14 protein-coding genes are annotated in these 24,801 nt (G+C 70.7%); 7 read left to right on the top strand and 7 right to left on the bottom strand.

The genetic code is table 11. The features are described from left to right. The first annotated feature begins 114 nt into the window (after window positions 1-114). The gene (locus tag OQ02_RS46660; RefSeq protein ID WP_033438622.1) at window positions 115-2,703 is read left to right on the top strand and encodes a helix-turn-helix transcriptional regulator; all 2,589 of its coding nucleotides are present in this window, start codon (window positions 115-117) and stop codon (window positions 2,701-2,703) included. On the opposite strand, the gene OQ02_RS12945 is transcribed toward OQ02_RS46660, so the two are convergent. Then, the gene (locus OQ02_RS12945; protein ID WP_033438621.1) at window positions 2,696-3,688 is read right to left on the bottom strand and encodes an NAD-dependent epimerase/dehydratase family protein; all 993 of its coding nucleotides are present in this window, start codon (window positions 3,686-3,688) and stop codon (window positions 2,696-2,698) included. The two genes, OQ02_RS46660 and OQ02_RS12945, sit on opposite strands and share 8 nt — an antisense overlap. 270 nt (window positions 3,689-3,958) lie before the next feature. Here OQ02_RS12945 and OQ02_RS12940 point away from each other — a divergent pair, with 270 nt between their 5' ends. Genes OQ02_RS12940 through OQ02_RS12930 form a run of 3 tightly spaced genes read left to right on the top strand, consistent with a single transcriptional unit; the run spans window position 3,959 to window position 7,753 of the window. After that, the gene (locus OQ02_RS12940; protein ID WP_033438620.1) at window positions 3,959-5,068 is read left to right on the top strand and encodes a DegT/DnrJ/EryC1/StrS family aminotransferase; all 1,110 of its coding nucleotides are present in this window, start codon (window positions 3,959-3,961) and stop codon (window positions 5,066-5,068) included. A 31-nt stretch (window positions 5,069-5,099) separates the two neighbouring features. Continuing rightward, entirely contained in the window at window positions 5,100-6,560 is a 1,461-nt protein-coding gene (locus OQ02_RS12935; RefSeq protein WP_033438619.1) for an NDP-hexose 2,3-dehydratase family protein, read from the top strand. Continuing rightward, window positions 6,557-7,753 (top strand): class I SAM-dependent methyltransferase, encoded by a 1,197-nt coding sequence (locus OQ02_RS12930; RefSeq protein WP_033438618.1) that lies wholly within the window; start codon window positions 6,557-6,559, stop codon window positions 7,751-7,753. The genes OQ02_RS12935 and OQ02_RS12930 overlap by 4 nt, the downstream gene beginning before the upstream one ends. On the opposite strand, the gene OQ02_RS43725 is transcribed toward OQ02_RS12930, so the two are convergent. Further along, window positions 7,639-8,130 carry a hypothetical protein gene (locus OQ02_RS43725; protein ID WP_156077018.1) on the bottom strand — a complete coding sequence of 164 codons (492 nt, stop codon included), beginning with the start codon at window positions 8,128-8,130 and terminating at the stop codon, window positions 7,639-7,641. The genes OQ02_RS12930 and OQ02_RS43725 overlap by 115 nt on opposite strands. Window positions 8,131-8,245: 115 nt before the next feature. On the opposite strand from OQ02_RS43725, the gene OQ02_RS12925 reads away from it, so the two are divergent. After that, entirely contained in the window at window positions 8,246-15,658 is a 7,413-nt protein-coding gene (locus tag OQ02_RS12925; RefSeq protein ID WP_081915574.1) for a non-ribosomal peptide synthetase, read from the top strand. A gap of 47 nt (window positions 15,659-15,705) precedes the next feature. On the opposite strand, the gene OQ02_RS12920 is transcribed toward OQ02_RS12925, so the two are convergent. The 5 genes from OQ02_RS12920 to OQ02_RS12900 form a co-directional block, all read right to left on the bottom strand. Continuing rightward, window positions 15,706-16,221 (bottom strand): DUF3995 domain-containing protein, encoded by a 516-nt coding sequence (locus tag OQ02_RS12920; RefSeq protein ID WP_051772226.1) that lies wholly within the window; start codon window positions 16,219-16,221, stop codon window positions 15,706-15,708. Then, window positions 16,208-16,660: a hypothetical protein gene (locus tag OQ02_RS12915; protein ID WP_033438616.1), complete on the bottom strand. Its 453-nt coding sequence runs from the start codon at window positions 16,658-16,660 to the stop codon at window positions 16,208-16,210. Before OQ02_RS12915 ends, OQ02_RS12920 begins: the two co-directional genes overlap by 14 nt. A gap of 118 nt (window positions 16,661-16,778) precedes the next feature. After that, a complete protein-coding gene (locus OQ02_RS40890) occupies window positions 16,779-19,031 on the bottom strand; it encodes a Vgb family protein (protein WP_197043307.1) in 2,253 nt (750 codons plus the stop codon). 400 nt (window positions 19,032-19,431) lie between these two features. Then, complete coding sequence (locus tag OQ02_RS12905) at window positions 19,432-20,046, bottom strand: hypothetical protein (protein ID WP_033438615.1); 615 nt, start codon at window positions 20,044-20,046, stop codon at window positions 19,432-19,434. 235 nt (window positions 20,047-20,281) lie between these two features. Next, window positions 20,282-21,781, bottom strand: coding sequence for an LVIVD repeat-containing protein (locus tag OQ02_RS12900; RefSeq protein WP_033438614.1), 1,500 nt, complete (start codon window positions 21,779-21,781; stop codon window positions 20,282-20,284). 150 nt (window positions 21,782-21,931) lie between these two features. Here OQ02_RS12900 and OQ02_RS12895 point away from each other — a divergent pair, with 150 nt between their 5' ends. Together OQ02_RS12895 and OQ02_RS12890 are read left to right on the top strand one after the other, a co-directional pair. Then, entirely contained in the window at window positions 21,932-22,555 is a 624-nt protein-coding gene (locus tag OQ02_RS12895) for a DUF305 domain-containing protein (RefSeq protein WP_033438613.1), read from the top strand. 189 nt (window positions 22,556-22,744) lie between these two features. After that, window positions 22,745-24,652: a glycoside hydrolase family 127 protein gene (locus OQ02_RS12890; RefSeq protein WP_033438612.1), complete on the top strand. Its 1,908-nt coding sequence runs from the start codon at window positions 22,745-22,747 to the stop codon at window positions 24,650-24,652. Window positions 24,653-24,801 lie beyond the last annotated feature (149 nt).

The following is a 24,801-nucleotide window of genomic DNA, read 5'->3' as shown; positions in this document are numbered from 1 at the left end:
CGGGTTGGCAGTGCGGCCAAAGAACTTCGATACGCCGTGGCACCCGGGGAATCCGCCCCGGTACAAATGGGCTGTCAGGCGGCTTTGCTTTCTGGGGAAGGGGAAGCCAATTTGATGTTCACGCAGAGCGAGTACGCGCTCGACCGGCTGCGCCAGGCGCTCGCCGGCTGCGCGGGTGGCAGCGGGCGTCTGGCGCTGGTCACCGGCGGGTTGGCCACGGGCAAGACGGAGCTGCTGCGCGCCTTCGCCGGCCAGGCCGCTCAGCGCGGTGCGCTGGTGCTGACTGCGACCGGTTCCCGCGCCGAGCACACGTTGCGCGGCGGTTTGCTCGACCAGCTCATGCGCGACTCGCGGCTGCCCAGCCGCGCCAGGCTCGCGGCGGTCGAGCTGACGTCCACTTCGGATGGATCGGATGAGCTGGGCACGACCGCCGCGGCGGCTCTGCACGAGCTCGGTGCGACCCTGGTCGAGCTGTCCCGGCGACAGCCGATCGTCGTCAACGTGGACGACATCCAGTTCGCCGATGCGCTGTCCTTGCACGTGCTGTCCTACCTGCGGCGCCGGATCTCCTCCGCGCGGGTGCTGATGGTCCTCGCGCAGTGGGCGCGGTCGCGCCCGTGCGCCGCGCTGGTGCACGCCGAGGTCACCCGGCGCCCCGAGTTGCGTATCGTGCTCCAGCGGCTGACCGAGACCCAGGTGCCGGCCGAGCACTACCGGCTCAGCGGTGGAAACCCGCTGCTGGTAGCGGCTCTCGCGGAGGACCCGACCGGTGGTGCGGCCTATCGGCGTGCGGTGCTCGACTGCCTGCAACGCTGGGAGCCGCACCTGATGGACGTGGCGCACGGCCTGGCGATCATGGGCAGGCACGCCACGCCCGAGCTGATCGGCCGACTGACCGGACTGGGTGCGGAGGAGGCCGAGGAGGCCATCGACATCCTCACGGTCGCCGGACTCGTCCACGACGGCCGGCTGCGCCACCCGCTCATCGCGGCGACCGTGGCCGACAAGCTGAAGTCCGCGGCTGACGTCCGGCTCCGCGCCGCCGAGTTGCTGTACGAGCAGGGTGCCGACTGGATGGACATCGCCCGGCTGCTCGTCGCGGCGGGCACCGCGCCCGATCGGTGGGCGGTGGACGTGTTGCGCCACGCCGCCGAGGAGGCGCTTCGCGAGGACGACACCGACCTGGCGGCACGCAGCCTGGCCGTGACGCTGGCCGCGTGCGGGGATGAGCGGGACCGCGCACCGGACCAGGCCGCGCTCGCGCGCGTGGAGTGGCGTGACAACCCTGCCGTGGCCGCACGGCACCTGACCAGCTTGCGGGAAGCGTTGCGCGCCGGGGGACTGCCGGCCCGGGACGCGGCAACTGTGATCACGCAATCGCTGTGGCACGGACACCTCGACGGGATCGTTGAACTGATCAACCAGGTCAGGAAGCGCTCCGGTCCGGGCGACGCCCAAGCGATCGCCGAGATCGAGCTGGCCTACGAAGGTTCCTACGGCCGGCTCGACGGTCGACCACCGACCGCGGACAACGCGTGGGCGCGAGCCGCGACGCTCAACGATGTCTGGACGTACGGCGTTGACACCGGGACGGCGGCCGGCGCGGAGCTGATCCTGGAGCGCCGCCTCGGTGAGACCGACATCCATGCCGTGGCGAACGCCCTGCTGGTGCTGGAGTACGCGGGCAGCCCGGACCAGGCGGTCAAGTGGTGCGACCAGCTGCTGCACGAGGCCGCGACCCGAGGGGGAACCACCTGGCTCGCCGTGCTCACCGGTGTGCGCGCCGACATGGCGCTGCGCCGCGGCGACGTGACCGGTGCGCGAGAACGTGCCGACGCCGCGCTCGGGCTGCTGCCGAAGCAGAGCTGGGGAGTCCTGCTCGGACTTCCGCTGTCCGTGCTCGTCCGTGCCGCGACGGTGCAGAACGATCTCGAAGTGCCGCGGGAAGTGCTCGGCCGAGTCGTGCCCGAGAGCATGTACCGCAGTGTCTTCGGGATGCGCTACTTGTACGCCCGCGGCCTGTACCACCACGCCCGTGGTCGGAACATCGCCGCGCTCGGCGATCTCGAGCAGTGCGGCGCCGTTCTCACCGGACTCGGCCGGGACGTTCCCGGGCTGGTCCCGTGGCGAACCGGCTTGGCGTCGGTCCAGCTGAGCCTCGGCCGTCCGGCGGCGGCGAGGACGTTGCTGGAACACCAGCTGGCGCACCCCGGTCCGGTGGACAGCACCCGGGTCCGCGGCGCAACGCTGCGGCTGCTCGCGGCCGTGAGCCCGGCCGATGAGCGGCCGGCGATCCTCCGGCAGGCGGCCGAACTGTCGCACGAGTCCGGCGACAGGCTGGAGCTGGCCGTGGCGCTGTCCGAAGCGAGCGTCGCGTTCCGGGAGGTCGGGGCGATGCGCGAGGCACGCAGTCTCGCCCGTCGCGCGGCACGAGAAGCGAAGGCCTGCGGCATCAACGGTTCTGCCGCGTCCTCGGCGGGCGACGCGGACCAGGCGGAGGATGAATCCGGTGGCGTGACGACACTGAGCACCGCGGAGCGCCGGGTCGCGACGCTGGCCGCGCTCGGACACTCGAACCGGGACATCGGCCGGCGGCTCTTCGTCACCGTGAGCACGGTGGAACAGCACCTGACGCGGGTGTACCGCAAGCTCAAGGTCCGCAGCCGCAACGACCTGCCCGCCGAACTGGCCCAGGTCACGTGACCGCCATGGCGCCGGCGCGATGACGCAGGTACCACTCGGCGGTCTGCCGGATGCCCTCCCTCAGCGGACGTGGCGGCGTGTCGATGATCTCGTGCATCCTGGTGAGGTCCAACGTCCTGCTGCGCCGGCCGCTGGGGCGGGACAGGTCGCACCTGATCCGCTCGGGCTTCCCGAGCACGGCGCACACCAGCCGGGCAAGGTCGAGCACCGACACGGTCTCGGACGTCCCGATGTTGAGCACGTGGTGCTTGTTCTTCTCGACCATGGTCAGCACCGCGCGGACCATGTCGGTGACGTACATGTAGGTCCGGGTCTGGCTGCCGTCGCCCCAGACCTCGATCTCGCCGCCGCTGTGCACCTGGTCGAGCATCTGCGGCACGACCCGGGGGATGTCGGAGCCGAAGTTGTCCCGCGGGCCGTACACGCTGGTGGCACGCGGCAGGAAGACGTTCGACCCGTACTCCTGGCGGTGGGCCTCGGCCAGCATCTCCGTGTACAGCTTGGCGAGGTAGTAACCGTCCGGCGAGTAGTGCATCGACGTGCGGTAGTCGTCGTTCTCGCTGATCGGGTCGGTGGCCGGCGCCAGGTAGATGTCGCTGGAGCTGAGCAGCACGACGTCCGGGACGTCGTGCCTGCGGGCGAGGTCCAGGATGGCCGTCACCGCCCGCATGTTCGCTTCCAGGATGTGCGCGGCCTGGTTGCGGCGCACCTCGAACGTGCCTGTCGTCGCCGCGCAGTGGAACACCGCGTCGATCCCGCCTGAACGGAAGACAGCGCCGAGCGCGGCCTCGTCGGTGACGTCCACGGTGATGGGGCGCAGCCTTCCGGTGTGCGGCAGCTGAGCCAGTACACCGTGCCGGTCCCGCCGGTGCAGGCAGAGCACCGTGGCTCCCCGGCCGAGCAGTTCCTCGACGAAATGGGAGCCGATGAAGCCGGCGCCCCCGGTGACGGCGACCGTTTTTCCGTCCCATTTCTCGTCCGGCACGGCGTTCCTTTCTTCGGCAGACCCCACAGAATTCGCGCATCGGCGCTCCGGGCCGATTCTAGGCACGTGTGGCAGCTGTGCTCACCCCCTGAACACCGAGGTCGATCGGCTGGTCACAGCTTCTCGGTCCGGCTGGGGGCGATAGGGGTTGCCCGGCGTGGAGCCGGAACGGTCGAATTCAAGTAATCCATCTGGTCCGCGTATTGGCAATGTGGCTGTTCAGCCGTGGCCGGCGACCAAAGAGCCCGACAAGAGGCGGAGCGGAGACGAATGACCACTCTCGTGTGGGACTACTTGCCGGAATACGAGCGGGAACGGGAGGACATCCTCGGTGCGGTCGAGAAGGTCTTCTCCTCCGGCCGGCTCGTCCTCGGTGACAGCGTGCGCGGCTTCGAGGAGGAGTTCGCCGCCTACCACGGTGTCAAGCACTGCACCGGCGTCGACAACGGCACCAACGCGCTGAAGCTCGGCCTCCAGGCCCTTGGGGTCGGGCCTGGCGACGAGGTGATCACGGTCTCCAACACGGCCGCGCCCACCGTGGTCGCCATCGACTCGGTCGGCGCGACGCCGGTCTTCGTCGACGTGCACGCCGACAACTACCTGATGGACGTCGGGCAGGTCGCTGCGGCGATCACACCCAAGACACGTTGCCTGCTGCCCGTGCACCTGTACGGCCAGTGCGTCGACATGGCGCCGCTGGAAGCCCTGGCGGCCGAGCACGACCTGCCGATCCTGGAGGACTGCGCCCAGGCGCACGGAGCCCGCCACCGCGGCCGGATCGCCGGCAGCATGGGCAAGGCCGCCGCCTTCTCCTTCTACCCCACCAAGGTGCTCGGCGGCTACGGCGACGGCGGTGCGACGATCACCGCGGACGACGAGGTCGACGAGAACCTCCGCCGGTTGCGGTACTACGGCATGGAGAAGCGCTACTACGTGGTGCAGACCCCGGGACACAACAGCCGACTCGACGAGGTGCACGCGGAGATCCTCCGCCGCAAGCTCGGCAGGCTCGACGAGTACATCGCGGGCAGGCGTGCCGTGGCTGATCGCTACCAGGAAGCCCTCGGTGACACGGACCTGGTCCTGCCGCGGACGGTTCCGGGCAACGAGCACGTGTACTACGTCTACGTCGTCCGGCACCCGCGGCGCGACAAGATCATCGAAGCGCTGCGGGACTACGACATCAGCCTGAACATCAGCTACCCCTGGCCGGTGCACACCATGACCGGCTTCGCGCACCTCGATTACCTGAAGGGGTCGCTGCCGGTCACCGAGAAGCTCGCCGACGAGATCTTCTCGCTTCCGATGTACCCGTCACTGCCGCGCGACGTCCAGGACAAGGTGATCGACGCCCTGCGCCAAGTGCTGCGGACCGTCTGACCCCAGCCGCTCTCGCACCAAGGAGAACGTCGTGCCAGATCTCCCCACCACCGCAGCGACCCTGGTGCGCGCCGACGAGCGCCGGATTCCCGAGCTGCTGGCCGGCTCGGTGCTCGACCGGGCCGGCGGCCACATCGGACCGGGTGACTTCTGGTCCTGGTTCACCGGGATGGGGCTGCGGTCCTTCGTCGAGGTCGAGCCGATTCCGCTGACCGCGCTCAGCGGCTGGGCGAGGGACTTCGACTCCGGCAACATCAGGCACCACTCCGGGAAGTTCTTCAGCATCGAAGGGGTGGACGTCAGGGTTCCGGGTGGGCCGGTGGGCGGCTGGAGCCAGCCGATCATCAACCAGCCGGAGATCGGCATCCTCGGCATCGTGGTCAAGCAGTTCGGCGGGGTGCTGCACTGCCTGATGCAGGCCAAGGTGGAACCCGGCAACGCCAACGGTCTCCAGCTGTCCCCGACCGTGCAGGCCACCCGCAGCAACTACACCCAGGTGCACAAGGGCTTGGCGGTGCCTTACCTGGAGTACTTCCGGGACACCTCACGGCACCGCGTGATCACCGACGTGCGGCAATCCGAACAAGGCTCGTGGTTCTACCAGAAGCGCAACCGGAACATGGTGGTCGAGGTCACCGAGGACGTCGAGGTCCTCGACGGGTTCGTGTGGCTGACCCTCGGCCAGCTCCACGCGTTGCTGGCGGTCGACGACCTGATCAACATGGATGCCCGGACGGTGTTGTCCTGCCTGCCGTTCAGCGGTGTCGGCCTGGTGGACGCGCTGGTGGCGGACGGAACCGGCTTCCAGGCGGCGTTGGTGCGCTCCTGCGGGCCGGAGGCGGGCGGCCTGCTCGCCACGGGCGAGGTGCTGAACTGGATCACCGACGTGCGCAGCCGCGCCGAGGTGCACACCAGGATGATCCCGCTCAGGGACGTCCGGCACTGGCACAACACCGGGAACGTCCTCGCGCACGACAGCGGCCGGTTCTTCGAAGTCATGGCGGTCCGGGTGCGGGCCGAGGGGCGCGAGGTCCAGGAGTGGACCCAGCCGATGATCAGGCCGATCGGCGAGGGCGTGGTCGCGTTCCTGGTCAGCCGGATCGGCGGAGTACTGCACGTTCTCGTGCACGCGCTCGTCCAGCCCGGATGCCTGGACGTCGCCGAGCTCGCGCCGACCGTGCAGTGCGCGCCGGAGAACTACGAGGAACTGCCCGCCGAGGCCCGTCCGCGCTTCCTGGACGACGTCCTCGCCGCTCCACCGGAACGGATTCGCTACGACGTCACGCTGTCGGAGGAAGGCGGCCGGTTCTACCACGCCCGCAACCGCTACGTGATCGCCGAAGTGGAAGCCGGTCCGGCGCACGAGCACCCCGACTTCCGCTGGATGACAGTGCACCAGCTGGTGGAACTGCTGCGGCACAGCCATTACGTGAACGTCGAGGCACGAAGCCTGGTGGCCTGCCTGCAGAGCCTGAGCGGAGGGGAATCATGACGGCGTGCCGGGTATGCGCGGGGCCCTTGCGGGAGCTGGCCGATTTCGGCCGCCAGCCGCTGGCCCAGGCGTTCGTGCGTCCGGAGGACCTGGCGACGGAGTTCTTCTACCGGCTGGTGGTCGGACGATGTGCCGACTGCGCCCTGGTCCAGCTGATGCACGAGATCCCACCGGACAAGATGGTCCACGAGGGGTACCCGTACCACCCCACGAACTCGACCGTGATGCACAAGCACTTCCAGGACACGGCAGCCCGGTGGCTGGAGACGACGCTCACCGGACCGGACCCCTTCGTAGTCGAAATCGGCTGCAACGACGGGGTGGTACTGCACACCCTGGGCGAAGCCGGTGTGCGCCACCTGGCCGTGGACCCGTCCGGCATCACCGGGGTCCAGGTGCACGAGGCCTTCTTCAACGCGGTGTCGGCGGCCGAGATCCGCGCCGAGCACGGCCCGGCCGACATCGTGTACGCGGCCAACACTGTCTGCGCCCAGCCCGACGTCGCCTCGATCTTCGCGGGCCTGGAAGTGCTGCTCGCGCCCCACGGCCTGTTCGTGTTCGAGGACCCGTATCTCGGCGAGGTGCTCGCCCGGACGGGATTCGACCAGATCTACGACGAGCACTTCTACTACTTCACGGCCCAGTCCGTGCAGGCGATGGCGAACCGCTTCGGGATGCGACTGGTCGACGTGGAACGCATCCCGGTGCACGGCGGCCAGATCCGCTACTCCGTCGCCCGCCGCGACAGCCGCCTCCCGGCCCCGGCGGTGGACGAGCTGCTCGCCGGAGAAGAGTCGGCCGGATTCGCCGACGACACCACGTTCGCCCGGTTCGTGTCCAAGGTGGACGCGACCAGGGACGCCTTGCTGAACCTGCTGACCGACCTGCGAGGCAAGGGGCACAGCATCGTCGGCTACGGAGCGACGGCCAAGAGCGCGACCACGGCCAACTACTTCGGCATCGGCCCGGACCTGGTCCCGTTCGTGTGCGACTCCACCCCGTCCAAGCAGGGCACGCTGACACCGGGGATGCACATCCCGGTCCGCCCGCCGGCGGAGTTCGCGGACCCCTACCCGGACTACGCCCTGTTGTTCGCCTGGAACCACGCAGACGAGATCATGGCGAAGGAGAAGGCGTTCAGAGACGCGGGAGGCAAGTGGATACTGTACGTGCCGGAAGTGCGGATAGTCTGAGCCTGGCCCGCCGTCCGTTCCTGGTCTGAGCTCGGCCACCCCGACGAACCCGCCGCCTGATCGCGTGTGGTGGGAGCGTCATCCGTCATCGGGTCGATGGCGCCGAACACGAACTCGTCCGGCTGCTCGCCCGGTGCGCCGGCCAGGCCGCCGAACGTGTCGACGATCGGCTCACCACCCGGCAACCGGTTGCCGATCAGCGGCGGCAGCACCCTCGCCGGCCGGGGTTCGCCCCCGGCGACCTCCGCGACGGTGGTCATCACCAGGTCGCGGGCGGCGTCGATCCGCAGCCGGTGCACCTCGTGCGCGTCCCACTCGGGGATGAACAGGTCGAGCCTGCCCGCCGGCGGCATGGTGCCCAGTGTCCAGGCCCGCACGCCGGTCCACCCGGGATTTCAAGCTTCTCGATGTGCCGTTGCCGTCGCTGCCATCGCGTTGTTTGACTGATCGCAGACGTGGTTTCGCCACCGTAATCCTACCGAGAATGGTGCGATGTCTGGCATGCACGAATCACCGCTCCCGTTGACAGCCGGCCAGGTTGGCATGTGGCTGGCACAGCAGGTGGACTCCAGCAACCCGATGTACAGCATCGCGGAGTGCGTGGAGATCCGCGGTCGGTTCGCGCCCGCCCTGTTCGACGAGGCGCTCCAACGCCTGGTCGACGAGGTGGACGCGTTGCGGGTGCGGTTCGTCGCCGGCGATGGCACCGCCCGCCAGGTCGTCGAGCCGGTGGCGAAGTGCCCGATCCGCCACGCGGACTTCGGTGACGCGGCCGATCCGGCCGGCGCGGCTGAGCGCTGGATGATCGCCGCGCTGAGCGAGCCGGTGGACCTGACCACGGGTCCGCTGTTCACGTTCGCGCTGCTACGGCTGGCCGACGACGAGCACCGGTGGTTCATCAAGCTGCACCACAGCATCGCGGACGGCTACAGCTCTGCCCTGTTCACGGCTCGCGTCGCCGAGATCTACAGCGCGCTCGTGGCCGAACGGCCCTGCCCGCCCAGCCCGTTCGGCCCGCTGACCGAGCTGGTCGCCGCGGATGTCGCCTACCGCGAGTCGGCCGACTTCACCCAGGACCGGTCGTACTGGCTGGAGCACTGCGCGGGCCTGGCTGAGCCGGCGCGACTCGCCGGACGGCCCACCCGTGTTCCCCCCGGCCACCTGCGCCGGAACGGCACGCTGCCCGCGACGGACACCGAAGGGCTGCGGCGCACCGGCCGTGAGTGCGGTGTGTCCTGGCCGATCGTGACGATCGCCGGTATTGCCGCCTACCTGCACCTGATGACCGGCCGCGAGGACATCGTGCTCGGTTTCGCCGTGACCGGTCGCACCGGTCAGGTCGGCCGCACCACACCGGGCATGATGTCCAACGCCGTGCCGCTGGTGCTCACGGTCCGCCCGGACATGTCGCTGGCCGAGCTGTTCGGGCAGGTGTCGGCCGAGGTGCGGCAGGCGACGCGCCACCAGCGCTACCGGGCCGAGGACCTGCACCGCGAGCTGCGCCTGGTCGGTGACCGCAAACGGCTGTGGGGCCCCGAGGTCAACCTGATGCTGTACGGCGAGGACCCGGTCTTCGGCGAGGCGACGGGCAAGGTCCGCGGCTTCTCCGCAGGCCCCGAGGAGGACCTGACCCTGGTCGTGGACGGCAGGTCGGGCACGGACATCAGCCTGGAGCTGCACGCCAACCACGACCTCTACACCGGCGCGGATCTCGCGAGGCACCACGAGCGACTGACCGGGCTGCTGCGCGGTATCGGCCACGCGGACCCGGACCGGCCGGTTGCCCTGCTCGACGTGGCCGCACCGGGGGAGCGGGAACAGCTCGCGGCGCGTGCCGCGAGCCGCCGCGAGTACCGGCGGGGCACGCTGGCGGACATCGAGCTGGACACGAGCACCGATGTGCCCGCGCTCATGTGGCGGGGGACCGCGGTCAGCCGCGCCGAGCTCGACCGCGACGCGAATCGGCTCGCCCGGCTGCTTGTCGACCGAGGTGCCGGACCGGGCGACGTGGTGGCAGTCGTCGGCACCGCCTCTCCGGACCAGGTGCTCGCCCTGCTCGCGGTGCAGCGGGCCGGTGCGGCCTTCCTGCTGGTGAACCCAGCCGGGGACGCTGAACGCAACGCGGCCTTGCTGGCCGCCGCCGCACCCGGCATCGCGATCGTCACCGGATCTGGCCTGGTGCCGGACCTGCCGGACGGCACCCGGATCGTGGACATGGCCGATCCGTGGGCCCATTACGACCCGACGCCGGTCACGGACGCGGACCGGCTCGCCCCGCTGTCGGCCGCCAGTCCCGCGTACCTCGACTACAGGCCGGATGACGCAGGCCGGCTCGTGGTCGTCTCCCACGCGACCGCCTTGGCTCGGCTGGACCTGTTGTCGCTGCGCTGCCGGATCGATCCCCGGGACCGTGTGCTGTACCGCGTCCCCGGCGACTGGGCGCCGTCGGCCTGGGAACCCATGCTGGCGCTGACCTGCGGCGCCACGTCGGTGATCGCCGACCCGGCGCTGCGGTCGGATCCGGCATACCTGGCCGACTTGATCGCCGACGACGGCGTCACCGTGGCACACGTCGGCGCGCCTCTGCTGGCCCGGGTGCTCGCGGCCGGGGCGGCCGGGGTGCTCCGGCAGGTCGTCCTCGGCGACGACCCGTTGCCGGAAGACCTTCGCGACCGGTTCGACGTGCCGCCGGCCGCGCCGCCGTGGACCGCCGAGTCCTTGGCGGAGGGTGCCTACGTTCTCGACGCCGCCATGCGTCCGGTGCCACCGGCAGTGCCAGGACGGTTGTACCTGACCGAGGCCCTTGCCCCGGACGCCGTCCTGGGTGACCCCGCCCGCACGGCGACCACCGTGGTCGCCGACCCGTGTGGCCGGCCTGGGCGGCGGATGTACGCGACCGGCGTCACGGCGATGTGCGGACCGGACGGCGTGATCACGGTCATCGCGGAACAGCCACCGGACACCACCGCGCTGACCCCGATCGGTGACGTCGATCGCGCCGCGCCCCGGGAGCCGGCGAGCGACGGGTCGGTGTTGCGGGCGCCACGCGACGAGCGGGAAGCGCGGCTGTGCCGGCTGGTGGCGGAGGTGCTGGGGCTCGCCGAGACCGGCCCGGACGACGACTTCTTCGAGCTCGGAGGTCAGTCGCTGACCGCGATCCGGCTGGCGGGCCGGATGAAGACCGAGTTCGGTGTGGACATCTCGCTGCGAACCGTGTTCGAGCGGCGGACGGTGGCCGCGCTGGCCGAGGTGGTCGCGCTGGCCACCACGGCGGTGCCGCGCCTCGCCCCGCGGGAACGGCCCACCCGGATGCCGCTGTCGCTGTTGCAGGGCGGACTCTGGTTCATGAACCGCACCGAGGGTGCGAGCGGCATGTACAACACCGGTCTCGCGCTGCGGCTGCGTGGCTGCCTGGACCGGGACGCGGTGGCCGAGGCGTTGACGGATGTGATCCGCCGTCACGAGAGCCTGCGAACCGTCTTCCCCGACGATGACGGCACGCCGTACCAACGGATCCTCCAGCCCGCCGGTGCCGGTGGCGCTCTGTCCACTGTGGACGTCGATGAGCCCGGTCTCGACGCGGCCGTCACCGCCGCGGCGTCGACCGGATTCGACCTGAGCACCGAGCTGCCGATCCGAGGGCACCTGTTGTGCGTCTCGCCGACCGACCACGTGTTGTTGCTGATCCTGCACCACATCGCCGGTGACGGCTGGTCGCTGGCGCCGCTCGCGCGCGACTTCGCGACCGCCTACGCCGCACGGACCGAAGGCCGGTCGCCCGCGTTCCCGCCGTTGGAGTTGCAGTACGCGGACTACGCGCTGTGGCAACGGGAAGTGCTCGGTGATGAGCGCGACGCGAACAGCCCGCTGGGCCGTCAGCTGACTTACTGGCGCGACGCGCTCGCCGGAATCCCCGACGAACTGCCACTTCCGACGGACTTCCCGAGGCAGGTCGACCGCGACTACACGGGCGGCACCGTTCGCTTCGAGATCGACCCCGGCACGCACCGCGCGCTCGCGCAGCTGGCCCTGGACCACCGGGCGAGCATGTTCATGGTGCTGCGTGGCGTGGTGGCGACGTTGCTGACCCGGCTCGGCGCGGGCACGGACATCCCCCTCGGCATGGCGGTCACCGGCCGCACCGAAGACGCGCTCGACGACGTCATCGGCTGCTTCATCAACACGTTGGTGTTCCGGACCGACACCGGTGGGTCGCCGGGCTTCGGCGAGCTGCTCGACCGGATCCGGGAGTCCGACCTCGGCGCCTACGCCAACCGGGACGTGCCGTTCCACCGGCTGGTGGAAGCCCTCAACCCGGAGCGCTCGCTCGGCCGCAACCCGCTGTTCCAGGTGATGCTCGACGTGCAGCAGGCGACGACGGAGACCGTGTCGCTGCCCGGCCTCGCGGCTGAGCCGTACCAGATCGATCCGCGCAGCGCCAAGGTGGACCTGCTGTTCGGCTTCGAGGAAGACCCGGAGCAGGGGATCCGGTGCCGGCTGGAGTACAGCCTCGACCTGTTCGAACCGGCGACCGCCGAAGCGATGGCCCGCAGGTTCCTGCGCGTGCTCAAGGCCGTGGTGGTCGAGCCGGACCAGCCGATCGACCGGATCGACGTGCTGGAGCCCGGCGAGCGGGAGCGCTGGGTCCGGGACTTCAACGACACCGCCAGGCCCCGGCCGGCCACGCTGGTCACCGAGACGTTCGAAGCGCAGGCCGCACGCAGGCCCGGCGCGCCCGCGGTGGAGGCGGACGGTGTCGGGATCAGCTATGGCGAGCTCAACGAACGGGCGAACCACCTGGCGCACCTCCTGATCGCCGAAGGTGTCGGGCCGGAACGGCTTGTGGCGCTCGCGCTGCCCCGGTCGGCCGACCTGGTCGTGGCGGTTCTCGCGGTGCTCAAGGCCGGTGGGGGATACCTGCCGGTGGATCCGGAGTACCCGGGCGAGCGGCTCACGTTCATGCTCTCCGACGCCCGCCCGGTGCTCGTGCTCACCACACGGGCCTTCACCGACAGCTTGCCCGACGCGGGTGTGCGGACGCTCGTGGTGGACGAGCCGGACGTGCGCGAAGCGATCGCGGGATGCCCGGCGGGCAACCCGTCCGGCGTGCGCCGCCACGAGTCCGACATCGCCTACGTGATCTACACGTCCGGGTCGACCGGACGTCCCAAAGGCGTGGCCGTCGAGCACCGTTCGCTGGCCCAGTACCTCGACTACGCCAAGGAGAGCTACGAATCCCTTGCCGGGCAGGCGTTGCTGCACGGACCGGTGTCCTTCGACATGGCGGTGACCACTCTCTACGGCCCGCTGATCAACGGCGGCCGGATCGTCGTCGCCGAGATCGACGAGCCCGGCCCGGAGCCGGGCTTCAGCAAGGTCACCCCGTCCCACCTGCCGTTGCTGACCCTGGAGCAGGGTTCGGTCTCGCCGTCCCGCGAACTCGTCGTCGGCGGCGAGCAGCTGCTGGGCGAGTCGTTGACCGAGTGGCGCCGACGGCACCCGGACGCCGCGGTGATCAACGAGTACGGTCCGACCGAGGCGACGGTGGGCTGTGCTGCGTACCGGCTCGACCCGGGGCAGGCGACGCCCACCGGAGCTGTGCCGGTCGGACGGCCGACGTTCAACACCCAGCTGTACGTGCTGGACTCGGCTCTGCGCCCGGTGCCGCCAGGTGTGGCCGGTGAGCTCTACATCGGCGGCGCCCAGCTGGCGCGGGGATACCTGCGCCGGCCGGGACTCACCGCGACCCGGTTCGTCGCCGACCCGTTCGGCGGGCCTGGCGGCCGGCTCTACCGCACCGGCGACCTCGCGCGCCACAACAGGACGGGTGACCTGGAGTACCTCGGCCGGATCGACGAGCAGGTCAAGCTCCGCGGATTCCGGATCGAGCTCGGCGAGGTCGAGTCCGTGCTGGCGAGCGCCCCGGGAGTGGTCGCCGCGGTCGCGGTCGTGCGCGAGGACCAGCCGGGCGTGCGCGGGCTCGTGGGGTACGTCGTGCCCGCGCTGGACGACGTGACCGCGGTGCGCGACTGGGTGGCCGAACGGTTGCCGGACTACATGGTGCCGTCGACGATCGTGTCGCTGGAATCCCTTCCGCTGTCCGCCGGCGGAAAGCTCGACCGCAAGGCGTTGCCGCGACCGGAACGGGCGCGCGCGACCGGGCCGGAGGCATCCGGCGGGCCGGAGGAGACCTTGCTGCGCGGGTTGTTCGGCGACCTGCTCGGTGTGACCGAGGTGGGCCTGACGGACAGCTTCTTCGAGATGGGCGGCGACAGCATCGTGTCCATCCAGCTCGTCGCCCGGGCACGGCAGGCTGGCCTCGACCTGATGCCCAAGGACATCTTCGCGCACAAGACCGTCGAGCGGCTGGCACAGCTCGCGGCCGGCCGGGCGAACAAGGACACGGGCTCCGCCGAACCGGTCGACGACGTCGCCACCGGCGAGGTCGAGCCGACCCCGATCGTGCGCTGGTGGCGCGATCTCGGCGGCCCGCTCGACGGCATCCACCAGGCCGTGCTCGTCGCGGTGCCCGCATCGCTCCGGCAGACCGACCTCACCGGCGCGGTGCAGGCCCTGCTCGACCACCACGACGCGCTGCGGATGCGGCTCGACCTGCCGTTCACCCTCACGATCGACCCGGTCGGGACGGTCGGGGCGGAGGCCGTCGTGCGGCGGGTGGACCTCACCGGACTGGGCGAGCAGGCCAGTGACGAGGCCATCAGGCGCCACGCGGACGCCGCCCGTGAGCGGCTGTCGGCGCGGGACGGGGTGATGCTCCAGTTCGTGTGGTTCGACACGGGGTGCCCGGACCGCCCCGGCCGGCTGCTGATCATGGCCCATCACCTCGTGGTGGACGGCGTGTCCTGGCGCATCCTGCTGCCGGACCTGCGGGCCGCTGTGGAAGCGGTGCGGGCGGGCCGCGAACCGGAACTGCCCGAGGTGGGCACCTCGCTGCGGCGGTGGTCAAGCGTGCTGCGCACTGCCGCCGAGGCGGGCCGGGCCGAGTTGCCGTACTGGCTCGACGTGTTGCGACCAGGCGCGACACCGCTGGCGGGCAAGCCGTTGGACCGCACGCGCGATGTCGCCGCCACTGCTCGCAGCCACACCCACGTCCTGCCGGCCGACCGCACCGAGTCGTTGCTGACGACGGTGGCGAAGGCGTACCACGTGAGGGTCGACGACATCCTGCTGACCGCGCTGGCCGTGGCCGTGGGGTCCCGGCTGGACCGGCCGGACCTGCTGGTGGACCTGGAGGGGCACGGCCGCGAGGACATCGCCGAGGACATCGCGGAGGGCGTGGACGTGAGCCGGACCGTCGGCTGGTTCACCACGATGTACCCGGTCCGGCTCACCCCGGGACCGGTGGACTTCGACGAGTTCGCCGCCGGGGGACCGATCGTCGGCACTGTGCTGCGCCTGCTCAAGGAACAGCTGCGATCGGTGCCGCGCAACGGTCTCGGCTTCGGTCTGCTGCGCTACCTCGACCCGGTCGCCGGGCCGCGGCTCTCCGCCCTGGACAGCCCGCAGGTCCTGGTCAACTACCTCGGTCGGTTCGGCTCCCCGGCGGGTGCCGAGCCGGAGTGGGCGCCGCTCGCCGGTGCACCGCCCCTCGGTGCACCGGCGAGCCCCGGCACGCCGCTGTCGCACGCGCTCGAACTCGATGTGCTCGTCCGGGAAGACGCCGGCGGACCTCGGCTGACCGCCACCTGGACCTGGCCTGCCGCCCTGTTCTCCGACGAGGAGGTCCGTCGCCTCGCCGAGAGGTGGTCGCGGGCGCTGGAGGGGATCGCCCGGCACGCCGAGAGGCCCGAAGCGGGCGGGTACACGCCGTCAGACCTGCCGTTGGTGTCGCTGTCCCAGGAGGACATCGATTCACTGGAGGCCGAGTGGCGAACGCTCCAGTGACTTCGGGGAGGTCGGGTGCACCCGGCGAACCTCCCGGCGCGTCCCGACTACGGGGTGCGCCGGTCGCGCTTGCCGAGCCGCCACCCGGCCGTTGCCCAGCAGACGCCCCACGACAAGAAGAAGGGCGACCACAGCAACAGGTCCCACCACGCCAGGGTGCGGGCCAGGTCCGCGTGTCCGGCCGGAGGCGGGCGGACGCCGGTCAGCACGAGCGCGTCACCGACGAAGCCGAACCCCACCAGCCCGACCGACCGGACGATCATGAAGACACCCAGTGTCCAGGCGATCAGGATCAGCAGCCGGCGCGGTACGACCGCACCCCACGGCCGCACGGTGGCGAGCGCGACCACGACACCGACGACCGCCGCGCCGGCCAGCACCCAGTGACTCGCCACGAAGAGCGGGTCTCGCGCGAGCAACCTCTCGCGCAGGTGCGGTGGCAGCGGGTCCTTGTCCGCCAACGCGTTCGCGCCCAGCGCTTGGGCGAGCTTCATCGACCCGTACGCCGCCGCGCACACCGCCGCGCCGTAAGCGCCGAAGCGGGCCCGATCAGGTCGTGACACGTCGCGTCACCACGATGTAGGACCGCACCATTTCCAGGAACAGCGCGCCCACCACGAGTCCGAGTACGCCGTGGTACCACCGCCAGCCCACGCCCAGGCCGATGAACCCGTCCAGGGCCATGATCCCCGCGCCGCCGACGACGGCGAACGCCATCCCGGCCAGCGCCAACAACATCAACGTCCTCGGCACCCTGCGCCCCCACGGCGTGACGGTGGCGAGGGCGATGCACGCGCCCGCCACACCGGACGCGGTGGCGAACCACTGCGCCGTGGCGGGGTCCAGGAAGTACGCCTCGGCCTCGGCCGCGGACACCGGAGGCCCGCCCGGGAATCCCAGGCGGGCCTGTGCGGCGAACACGGCCTTCCCCGCGGCGTACCCGAGGAACAGTGCCGCCACCGCGTACGCCGGCCAGCGGCGGGTGCGACCCGAATCAACCATGGGCGGGACGCTACCCGCACCGAACTGAGAGTCCCTCGCCTTGACGGGGGTAGCTTCTCAGTCCACAAGCGACTCCGCCGGCAGCCGCGTCACACACGGCCACCGGCGGAGCAGGAACTCAGACCCGGCAGGGGCTGCCGCCGGGCTCGCGCGGCAACGGCTCCACGTTCGCCTTCGCCTCACCGAGCACCACGTCGGTCAGCAGGGTGTCCAACGCGAACGCCCGCTGCACGACGCTGTCCGCCGTGATCGTGGTGCTGTTCAACTGCAACGAGCCGATCACCAGCGGGATGGTCAGCGGCGCGCTGCCCACGTCCACCGCCAGCCCGTTGATCCGCAGGCTCGCGATCCGCGACTTGCCCGCGAACACGGGGTTCATCGCCGCGTCGCACGTCACCGACGCGCTCGCCTCGATCACGCCCACCTCGATGTTCACCAGCAGGGTGGAGATGCGGGTGTACTCGACCCTGGCACTGGCCGACGAGCCGTCACCGGGCGCCGGCGGCGTGGCGAGCAGGTCGTCCGGGGTCTGGTCGGTCTTCGCGGTCAACGCGTTCGCCCGCACGTTCAGGATGCCCGAGGACAGGTTGACGTTGGCCACCGTCTTGGAGTCGTCCACGCACGGCACGTCCGGCGGGTTGGCGCGGGCCACGATGATCCCGGCCAGGTTCAGCGCGGTCGCCTGGCAGGAGAACACGCCGGTCCGCTCCGACGTCCTGATCCGCAGGTCCGACAGCACCGGCGTGTCACCGGACGGGTTCGCGGTCAACGTCGCCCGCACCTCGATGTACCGGCCGACCCGGGCGAACTTCACCCCGTTCGACACCGGCGTGAACGTCTCGCCGGCCAGGCCCGCCTCGGTGTCGGACGTGCGCGCCTCCACCGTGATCGACGTGCCCGCGGGCACGCTGCCCTCGGCCTCGGTGTTCCAGGTGACGGTGCCCCAGGTCTGCCCCGCGACGCCGCCGTCCTGCACCACCGACCACGTGCCGACCGGCGCGGTGATCTCACCGAGCACCGACCCGGTCATGTCGCTGTAGTTGTACGGTCCGGCGCCCGCGCCGAGGTCGACGGTCAGGTCGACCGCGCCCACGGGGAACCCGCCGCCGCCCACCGGACCGGCGTTCGGGTCGATGCGCTGCGCGTTGTTGGAGTGGATGTTGGTGACCCACACCTTGCCGTTGGTGTCGACCGCGACACCGGTGGGGCCGTTGCCACCCGGCAGGGTCACGTTGCCGACGAACGTGCCGTCGGTGCGCAGGTGGCCGACGGTCATGGTGCCGAAGTCGAGCGCGTGGGCGACCCACACGTTGCCGTCCATGTCGACCGCGACGCCCTGCGCGCGCGAGTGGCCGTGCGGGAACGTGCCGAGGATGGTGCCCGCCGGGTCCAACTTGACCGTGTTGCCGGAGTTGACCTGGGTGTGCCAGATCTCGCCGGTCACCGGGTCCATGCCGAGGCCGTAGTCGCCGTGCGTGGTGTCGAGGCAGGCACCCGTGGCGGTGTCCGGCTCGTACCGCAGCAGGTTCGCCCCGAACCGGGCGGACCACAACGTGCCCGCCTTGTCGACCAGGCCGCCGTAACCGCCGCACCCGAAGCTCACCGGGGCGGACAGCGGCGTCCCGTCGGCGCCGGAGATCAGCTGGTGCTGCGTGTTGGAGCCGCCGGTCCACAGGTTGTTGTCCGCGTCCACGGCGACCGTGCGGGTGTTGGTGCCCGCGACCCGGCTGTAGGTGATCAGGCACTCGTCGGCCGCGGTGTCGACGCCGCCGTCCGAGTCCACGCCGCCCGCGTTGGTCCACGGCCGGATGTCGCCGAGACCGCGCGACGTGGCGATCAGGCCGTCACCGTCGCGGTCGGCGCAGGTGTTGTAGCCGAACGGACCCTTCAGGTAGTCGCCGGCGGGGTTGGCCGTGCCGTCGGCGTTCGCCCGGGTGCCGCCCCGGATCACGCCGACGCGGGCGACCGAGCCCTGGCCGCCGGTGTCCTCGTTCCGGTTGGACAGCCAGGTGTTGCCGAGCTTGTCCACGGTCGTGCGGGACGGGTTGCGCCCACGGCCTTCCGGCGCGGACAGCCACTCGCCGACGATCTCGCCGGTGTCGACGTCGATCCGGACCATCGTGCCGCGCGCGGAGGCTGCGACGTTGACGAACGGGAAGAACACGCTCTGGCGGCTCAGCTGGAGCTGGTCGTTGTTCGGGGCGTCGTGGTTGACGTCCTGGAGCACGCCCTGGTCGAAGTCCGCGTCCAACGTGTAGAGGACGTCCTCGCCGGGGACGGGTGCGGCCGAGGCCGACGGCACACCGACGACGAAGGGGAGGAGCAGCGCACCGACCGTGGCCAGCGCTAGGGATCTTCGGGGGTGAACCATGGATCTGCCCTTCTGGTGGGGTTTCAACGGTATTCGGGGCATTTCCGTCACGTGACAACCCCATGTCGGGGGTGGATCGGAACGCGTTACCCCGTCCGGAAAGGCGGGTTGGCAATTCTGCAGAAATCGGGTCCGGGGTTCATCCCTTTCCGAACGCGACTCGCCCCAACGGCCCAGTCGCGCGATCCGGACGGTGACCGTTGATGTTGTCGGTTGAGGCCGTCGGCCTAGCCCTGTGCGCCGATCCGGGCAGATCCGGTTGGTTCGCCGGCGTGCGCGCCACGCCGTTCGCGGGCACGGGTCCGGCCGCGGCGGTGCGGACGGTGGTGCCGCTCGGTGGTGCGCACGCCCGCGCCGCTCGGTGTTCCCCGGCGCCTGGTGTTCCCCTGGCGGCGTGGCGCTACGGTCGGCGCAGCTTCGTCAGCCTGACCCGTTCCGCCTCGGACAACGCCGAATCCGTCAACACGCGCACACCCCGCGCGCCGATGGGCAGGCCGTTGACCGAGGTCACCCACCCCGTCGGCACATCGGTGAACAGGGTGACCTCCGGCGGGCCCGCGAAGTGGCCGTAGCCCAGGACCGTCGACCGGCTCACGCTCGGCCCGTTCAGCACCACGTAGTCCTGGTCGGCCAGGGTCGGGTCGGTCACCCACGGGACCTCGTCGCCCAGCGTCCAGCCGCCGACGCCGCCGTAGCGCAGCAGGAACGTGCGCGCGTGGTGGATCGTGATCACGTAGTGGTGGTCGGACTCCGACTCGACCGGCACCGGCGTGCGGGCGAACGTCAGGCCGTAGGGGACGGCCGCCGTGCGCAGGGTGTGCGAGAACCCGGCCGGACCACCGCCGCCGTTGCTGATCGCCCGCGACAGCGCGGACCACGCGCCGGTCGCTGTCTGGTTCGGCAGCCGCGCGCCGGGCCACGGGTCCCGAATGGTCATACCGCCCCAGATGAGGCGCACGGCGGGAGCCGGCCAGACATTGTCGCGCTCACCCCGGTAGAGGGTCATGTCCGGCATGGAAATACTCCTCGCGAGGAATTCGTGAAGAGGAATCGTCCCAGATCCTACGCGGAATCGGTCAGTGCGTGGACGAATTCACCGCTAAGGAGTATCGAAACGTGGGAATGTGGTGTTAAAAGGGGGAATATGCAGTCTTCACACGCCGCCGTGCGGCTGACGGGCAGACGGAGGGGCCCGCCGCTGGTGTGCGGCGGGCCCCTCGTGGTGCGTCGATCCGGTCAGGCCGTGCGGGTCACCGCGGGAACAGGTCGCGGTAGGTGCCCTGGGTCTGCACGTTCAGCTCGCCGACGCGGATCGCCTTGGCGGGCGCGGTCCGCGGGTCGCGGATCTCGAGCACGTCGAGGCCCTTGGCCATGTCGGACGAGTAGATGTAGCCGTTGTAGTAGTACGCCGACCACGTGCCGCCGCCCCGACCGTCGGGCAGCGGGCCGCGCTCGAACCAGCCGATCTCCTTGGGGTTGGCGGAGTCGGTGAAGTCCCAGATCGAGATGCCGCCCTGGTACCAGGACTGGACCATGATGTCGCGCCCGTGCACCGGGATCAGCGAACCGTTGTGCGCCACGCAGTTCTCGGTGTCGCCCTGGGTCCGGGAGATCTTGTAGTACGAGCGGAACTCCAGCTCGCGGGCGTCACCTTCGCCGGTGACGTCGTAGATGCCGTCCGCACCGCGGGTCGGGCCGATCTTCTCGTTGCACGTCGCCGCGCCGCCGCCGCCGAGCTCGTCGGTGAAGACGACCTTGGTGCCGGCGTTGTTGAAGGTCGCCGAGTGCCAGAACGCGAAGTTCACGTCGTCCTGGACGCGGTCGATCTCGCGCGGGTTCTCCCGGTCGGAGATGTTCCACAGCACGCCGTCACCCATGCAGGCGCCGGCCGCGAGGTCCTTGGCCGGGTACACGGTGATGTCGTGGCAGCCGGAGGTGGCGCGGACGTAGCCGGTCTCCACCGTGCCGTCACGACCGGGGTTGCCGCCGTCCGGGAACAGCACCCGCTCGCCGAGCAGCGAGGCCGCCGCCGGGTTCGCCAGCGGCACCTTGACGATCGAGATCAGGTCGTGCGGCGGCTGGCAGTCCGGGAAGGTCGCGCTGGGCCCGTACGACGAGACGTACAGGTAGACGTCCTTGCCCGCCTTGTCCGGCACGAGCGTGTGCGTGTGCGAGCCGCACTTGGTCTCGACCGCGGCGACGTAGCGCGGGCTGGTCTTGTCGCTGATGTCGAAGACCTTGATGCCCTCCCACGCGTTCTTGTTCGTCGCGGAGAGTGACGTGCTCGCGCAGGTGTTGTCCGAGCGCGACGAGTCGGTCGACAGGAACAGCAGGTTCCCGCTGACCGAGATGTCGTTCTGCGAACCCGGGCACCACACGGAAGCCGCGATGGTCGGCTTGTGCGGCTTGCTGATGTCGTAGATGACGAAGCCGTCGTAGTTGCCGTCGAAGGCGTAGTCGCCCTGGAAAGCCAGGTCGGACCACGTCGAGGTGGCGGTGAACGGCGCCGGCTTCGGCAGGTTCGCCAGGTGCTTGACGTTGCGGGAGTTGCGGATCTCGTCGACGGCCGGGATGTCGGTGGCCGACTGCTCCTGGCTCGACAACTGGGTCTCGGACAGTCCGGCGAGGTCGGCGTCGTCCGGCGCGGCGGTCGCTTGCGGCCCCCAGGTCAGGACGGACAGGCTGAGCGCGAAAGCACCCAAGGCCGCGACCGACGTTCTGCGGCGTCCGGTCGAATCGCGTACATCCATTCAGGTTCCCCTTCCAACCATGCAGGAGCCGCAGTATTACCCGTTCGCAAGGCTAAAGACCAGAGCTGATCGGCGGGAATTTTGCGACTTCCCGCTGGTCGGACGGGCGGGTACGTTGACGGCCGACTGGACGCACTAGGGGGTAGCGGTATGCGGATCGTGTTCGTCGCGGTGTTGGTGGCCGTCCTGGCGGGTTGCTCGTCCACGGCCGACGACCAGCCGTCGATCATCGTGCCGCAAGGGCCGGGCGAGCAGGCGCAGACGGTGTCGCCCGACGACTTCGGCACCGACCGGTGGGTCGCGCCGAGCGAGGCCGACCTGAAGTACGTGGCCATGATGATCGTGCACCACAAGCAGGCGTTGGAGATGTCGGCGCTGGCGGCCGAACGCGCGCAGAACCAGACCGTGCGCGGCTTGGCTTCGCGCATCCACGACACGCAGGGGCCGGAGATCGGCGCGATGGAGCAGTGGCAGCGGCAGTACGCCGAATCCGCTCCGGGGCACGGCCACAACGCCGAGCTGCCGGACGTGAGCCACGAGTCCATGCCCGGCATGGCCACCGCCGAGCAGATGGCGGCGCTGAAGGCCGCCACCGGCGCGGAGTTCGACCGGCTGTTCCTCCAGCTGATGATCGCCCACCACGAGGGCGCGGTGACGATGGCGATCGAGGTGCTGTCGTCCGGCACCGACGTGCGGGTCGAGGAGATGGCCAACGACGTGGCCGTCTCCCAGACCGACGAGGTGGAGCGGATGAAGGCTCTCGTCACCCCCTGACGCGGCTCGTCCGATCGCCACCTCCCGGCGAAATCATTTCGAAAAGTTTGTCGAACGCGGAACTGGTAGACGCACTTCACGACCGTGAACCGCTGTCTGCCGGTGCCTTCCACACTACCGAAGAGGCGATTGCCGAAAAGGTTTTCGGCTGCCAGAGTGCTGGACGGGACCGGACCGCGGGAGGTTGGGATGACAGTGACGTCGCCGGACAGCACTGCCGTCGGAGGGCGCCCCGTCGTCCCGGCACGCGGCGCGCTCCGACCGCTGGGCCAGCGCGAGGTCCGGATCACCGGCGGCTTCTGGCACTCGCGCCAGGAGGTCAACGCCGCCGCCACCCTGCCGCACGCCCGGTCGTGGATGGACCGGCTCGGGTGGACGGGTGGCTTCGCCGGGTCGGACTCCGCGCGGGCCGACCGCCGTGGCCGGGAGTTCACCGACTCCGAGGTCTACAAGCTGCTGGAGGCCATGTCCTGGGAGGTCGGCCGGGGCGGTGTCGCGCTGGAGGCCCGGATCGCCGAGCTGACCGCTGTCGTCGCCGCGGCCCAAGCCCCGGACGGCTACCTGCACACGGCTTTCGGGCGCCCCGGCCAGCGCGCCCGGTACAGCGACATGCTGTGGGGACACGAGCTGTACTGCACCGGGCACCTGCTCCAGGCGGCCGTCGCGCGGGCTCGGACCGGTGGCGGTCACGCGGATCCGCTGCTGGCGGTCGCCCGCCGTGCCGCCGACCACGTCTGCGACACCTTCGGCCCCGACGGCACAGCCGGCGTCTGCGGGCACCCCGAGATCGAACTGGGCCTGGTGGAGCTGTTCCGGCTGACGGGGGAGCGGCGCTACCTGGACCAGGCCGCGTTGTTCGTCGACCGGCGCGGCCACCGGACGTTGCCGCCGCACCACTTCGGCTGGTCCTACTTCAGCGACGACCAGCCGGTGCGGCAGGCCACCACGTTGCACGGCCACGCGGTGCGCGCGCTCTACCTCGCCGCCGGCGCGGTGGACGTGGCGGTCGAGACCGGTGACGACGAACTGCTCCGGACCGTCGCGGCCCAGTTCGACCGGACGTGGGCCCGGCGCACCTACCTGACCGGTGGCATGGGCTCGCGGCACGCGGACGAGTCGTTCGGCGACGACTTCGTGCTGCCCGCCGACCGGGCGTACTCCGAGACGTGCGCCGGGGTCGCCGCGATCATGCTGGCCTGGCGGCTGCTCCTGGCCACCGGCGACGGGCGTTACGACGAGGTGATCGAGCGCATCCTCTACAACGTCGTCGCGACCGCGATCGGCGACGACGGACGCTCGTTCTTCTACGCGCACACCCTGCACCAGCGAACGGCGCCCGCCGCGCTCCCGGACGACGAGGAGCAGTTGGGGTTCGGCGGCGGACCGCGCGCGCCGTGGTTCGAGGTGTCGTGCTGCCTGCCGAACGCGGCACGGCTGCTGGCCGCCCTGTCGTGCTACCTCGTCACGGTCGACGACACCGGGCTGCGGCTGCACCAGTACGCCGACGCGGAGGTCTCCACCTGCCTGGCCGACGGGCGTGAGGTGGGGTTGACCGTGCGCACCGGCTACCCGGAGGACGGCGTGGTCATCGTGCGCGTGACGAAGACCGACGACCAGCCGTGGTCGATCACGCTGCGCGTGCCGCAGTGGGCGACGGGTGCGGAACTCGTGACCACGTACGGACGTCGTCACGTGTCGGCGGGCGACATCGTCGTGTACCGCAAGTTCGCGGTGGGCGAGGAGATCCGGCTGGAACTGCCCATGCGACCGCGGTTCACCGCGCCGGACCCGCGGATCGACGCGACGCGCGGGTGCGTAGCAGTAGAACGCGGGCCGCTCGTGTACTGCGCCGAGGCGGTCGACGACGTGGACCTGGACACCCTGCGCGTGGACGACACCGTCCCGCCGGTCGGCACGGCGGCGGGCGTCACGGTGCGTGCGCGGTTCGACGTGCCCGGCCGGGAACCGTGGCCCTACGGCCCCGCCGAGCCCCGACCGGCCACCACCCACGGCACCACCTCGCTCGACCTGGTGCCCTACCACCGCTGGGCCCGGCGCGGCCCGTCGACCATGCGGGTCTGGCTGCCCACCACCTGACCCCGTCCAGACCGTCCAGACCGCGCTCAACCGTGCTCGACCGTGTGCTCAACCTTGCTCGACCGTTGGCAGCGCCCTGCCTCGTGATCTTCGCCGCCGCGCAGCACAGCTAGGTCCGAGGGTTCACCTCTGGCGGAATCAAGGGCTGA

The sequence above is a fragment of the Saccharothrix sp. NRRL B-16314 genome (assembly GCF_000716595.1).
Classification (GTDB): domain Bacteria; phylum Actinomycetota; class Actinomycetes; order Mycobacteriales; family Pseudonocardiaceae; genus Actinosynnema.
The sequence above is the reverse complement of the archived record's forward strand: the minus strand, read 5'-3'. Positions and strand labels throughout refer to the sequence as shown.

What these genes read in the sequence shown, in the direction of transcription:
- OQ02_RS46660 (WP_033438622.1), top strand. Translation starts at nt 115, where the DNA reads ATGTTCACGCAGAGCGAGTACGCGCTCGACCGGCTGCGCCAGGCGCTC.
- OQ02_RS12940 (WP_033438620.1), top strand. Translation starts at nt 3,959, where the DNA reads ATGACCACTCTCGTGTGGGACTACTTGCCGGAATACGAGCGGGAACGG.
- OQ02_RS12930 (WP_033438618.1), top strand. Translation starts at nt 6,557, where the DNA reads ATGACGGCGTGCCGGGTATGCGCGGGGCCCTTGCGGGAGCTGGCCGAT.
- OQ02_RS12925 (WP_081915574.1), top strand. Translation starts at nt 8,246, where the DNA reads ATGTCTGGCATGCACGAATCACCGCTCCCGTTGACAGCCGGCCAGGTT.
- OQ02_RS12915 (WP_033438616.1), bottom strand. Translation starts at nt 16,660, where the DNA reads ATGGTTGATTCGGGTCGCACCCGCCGCTGGCCGGCGTACGCGGTGGCG.
- OQ02_RS40890 (WP_197043307.1), bottom strand. Translation starts at nt 19,031, where the DNA reads ATGGTTCACCCCCGAAGATCCCTAGCGCTGGCCACGGTCGGTGCGCTG.
- OQ02_RS12905 (WP_033438615.1), bottom strand. Translation starts at nt 20,046, where the DNA reads ATGCCGGACATGACCCTCTACCGGGGTGAGCGCGACAATGTCTGGCCG.
- OQ02_RS12900 (WP_033438614.1), bottom strand. Translation starts at nt 21,781, where the DNA reads ATGGATGTACGCGATTCGACCGGACGCCGCAGAACGTCGGTCGCGGCC.
- OQ02_RS12895 (WP_033438613.1), top strand. Translation starts at nt 21,932, where the DNA reads ATGCGGATCGTGTTCGTCGCGGTGTTGGTGGCCGTCCTGGCGGGTTGC.
- OQ02_RS12890 (WP_033438612.1), top strand. Translation starts at nt 22,745, where the DNA reads ATGACAGTGACGTCGCCGGACAGCACTGCCGTCGGAGGGCGCCCCGTC.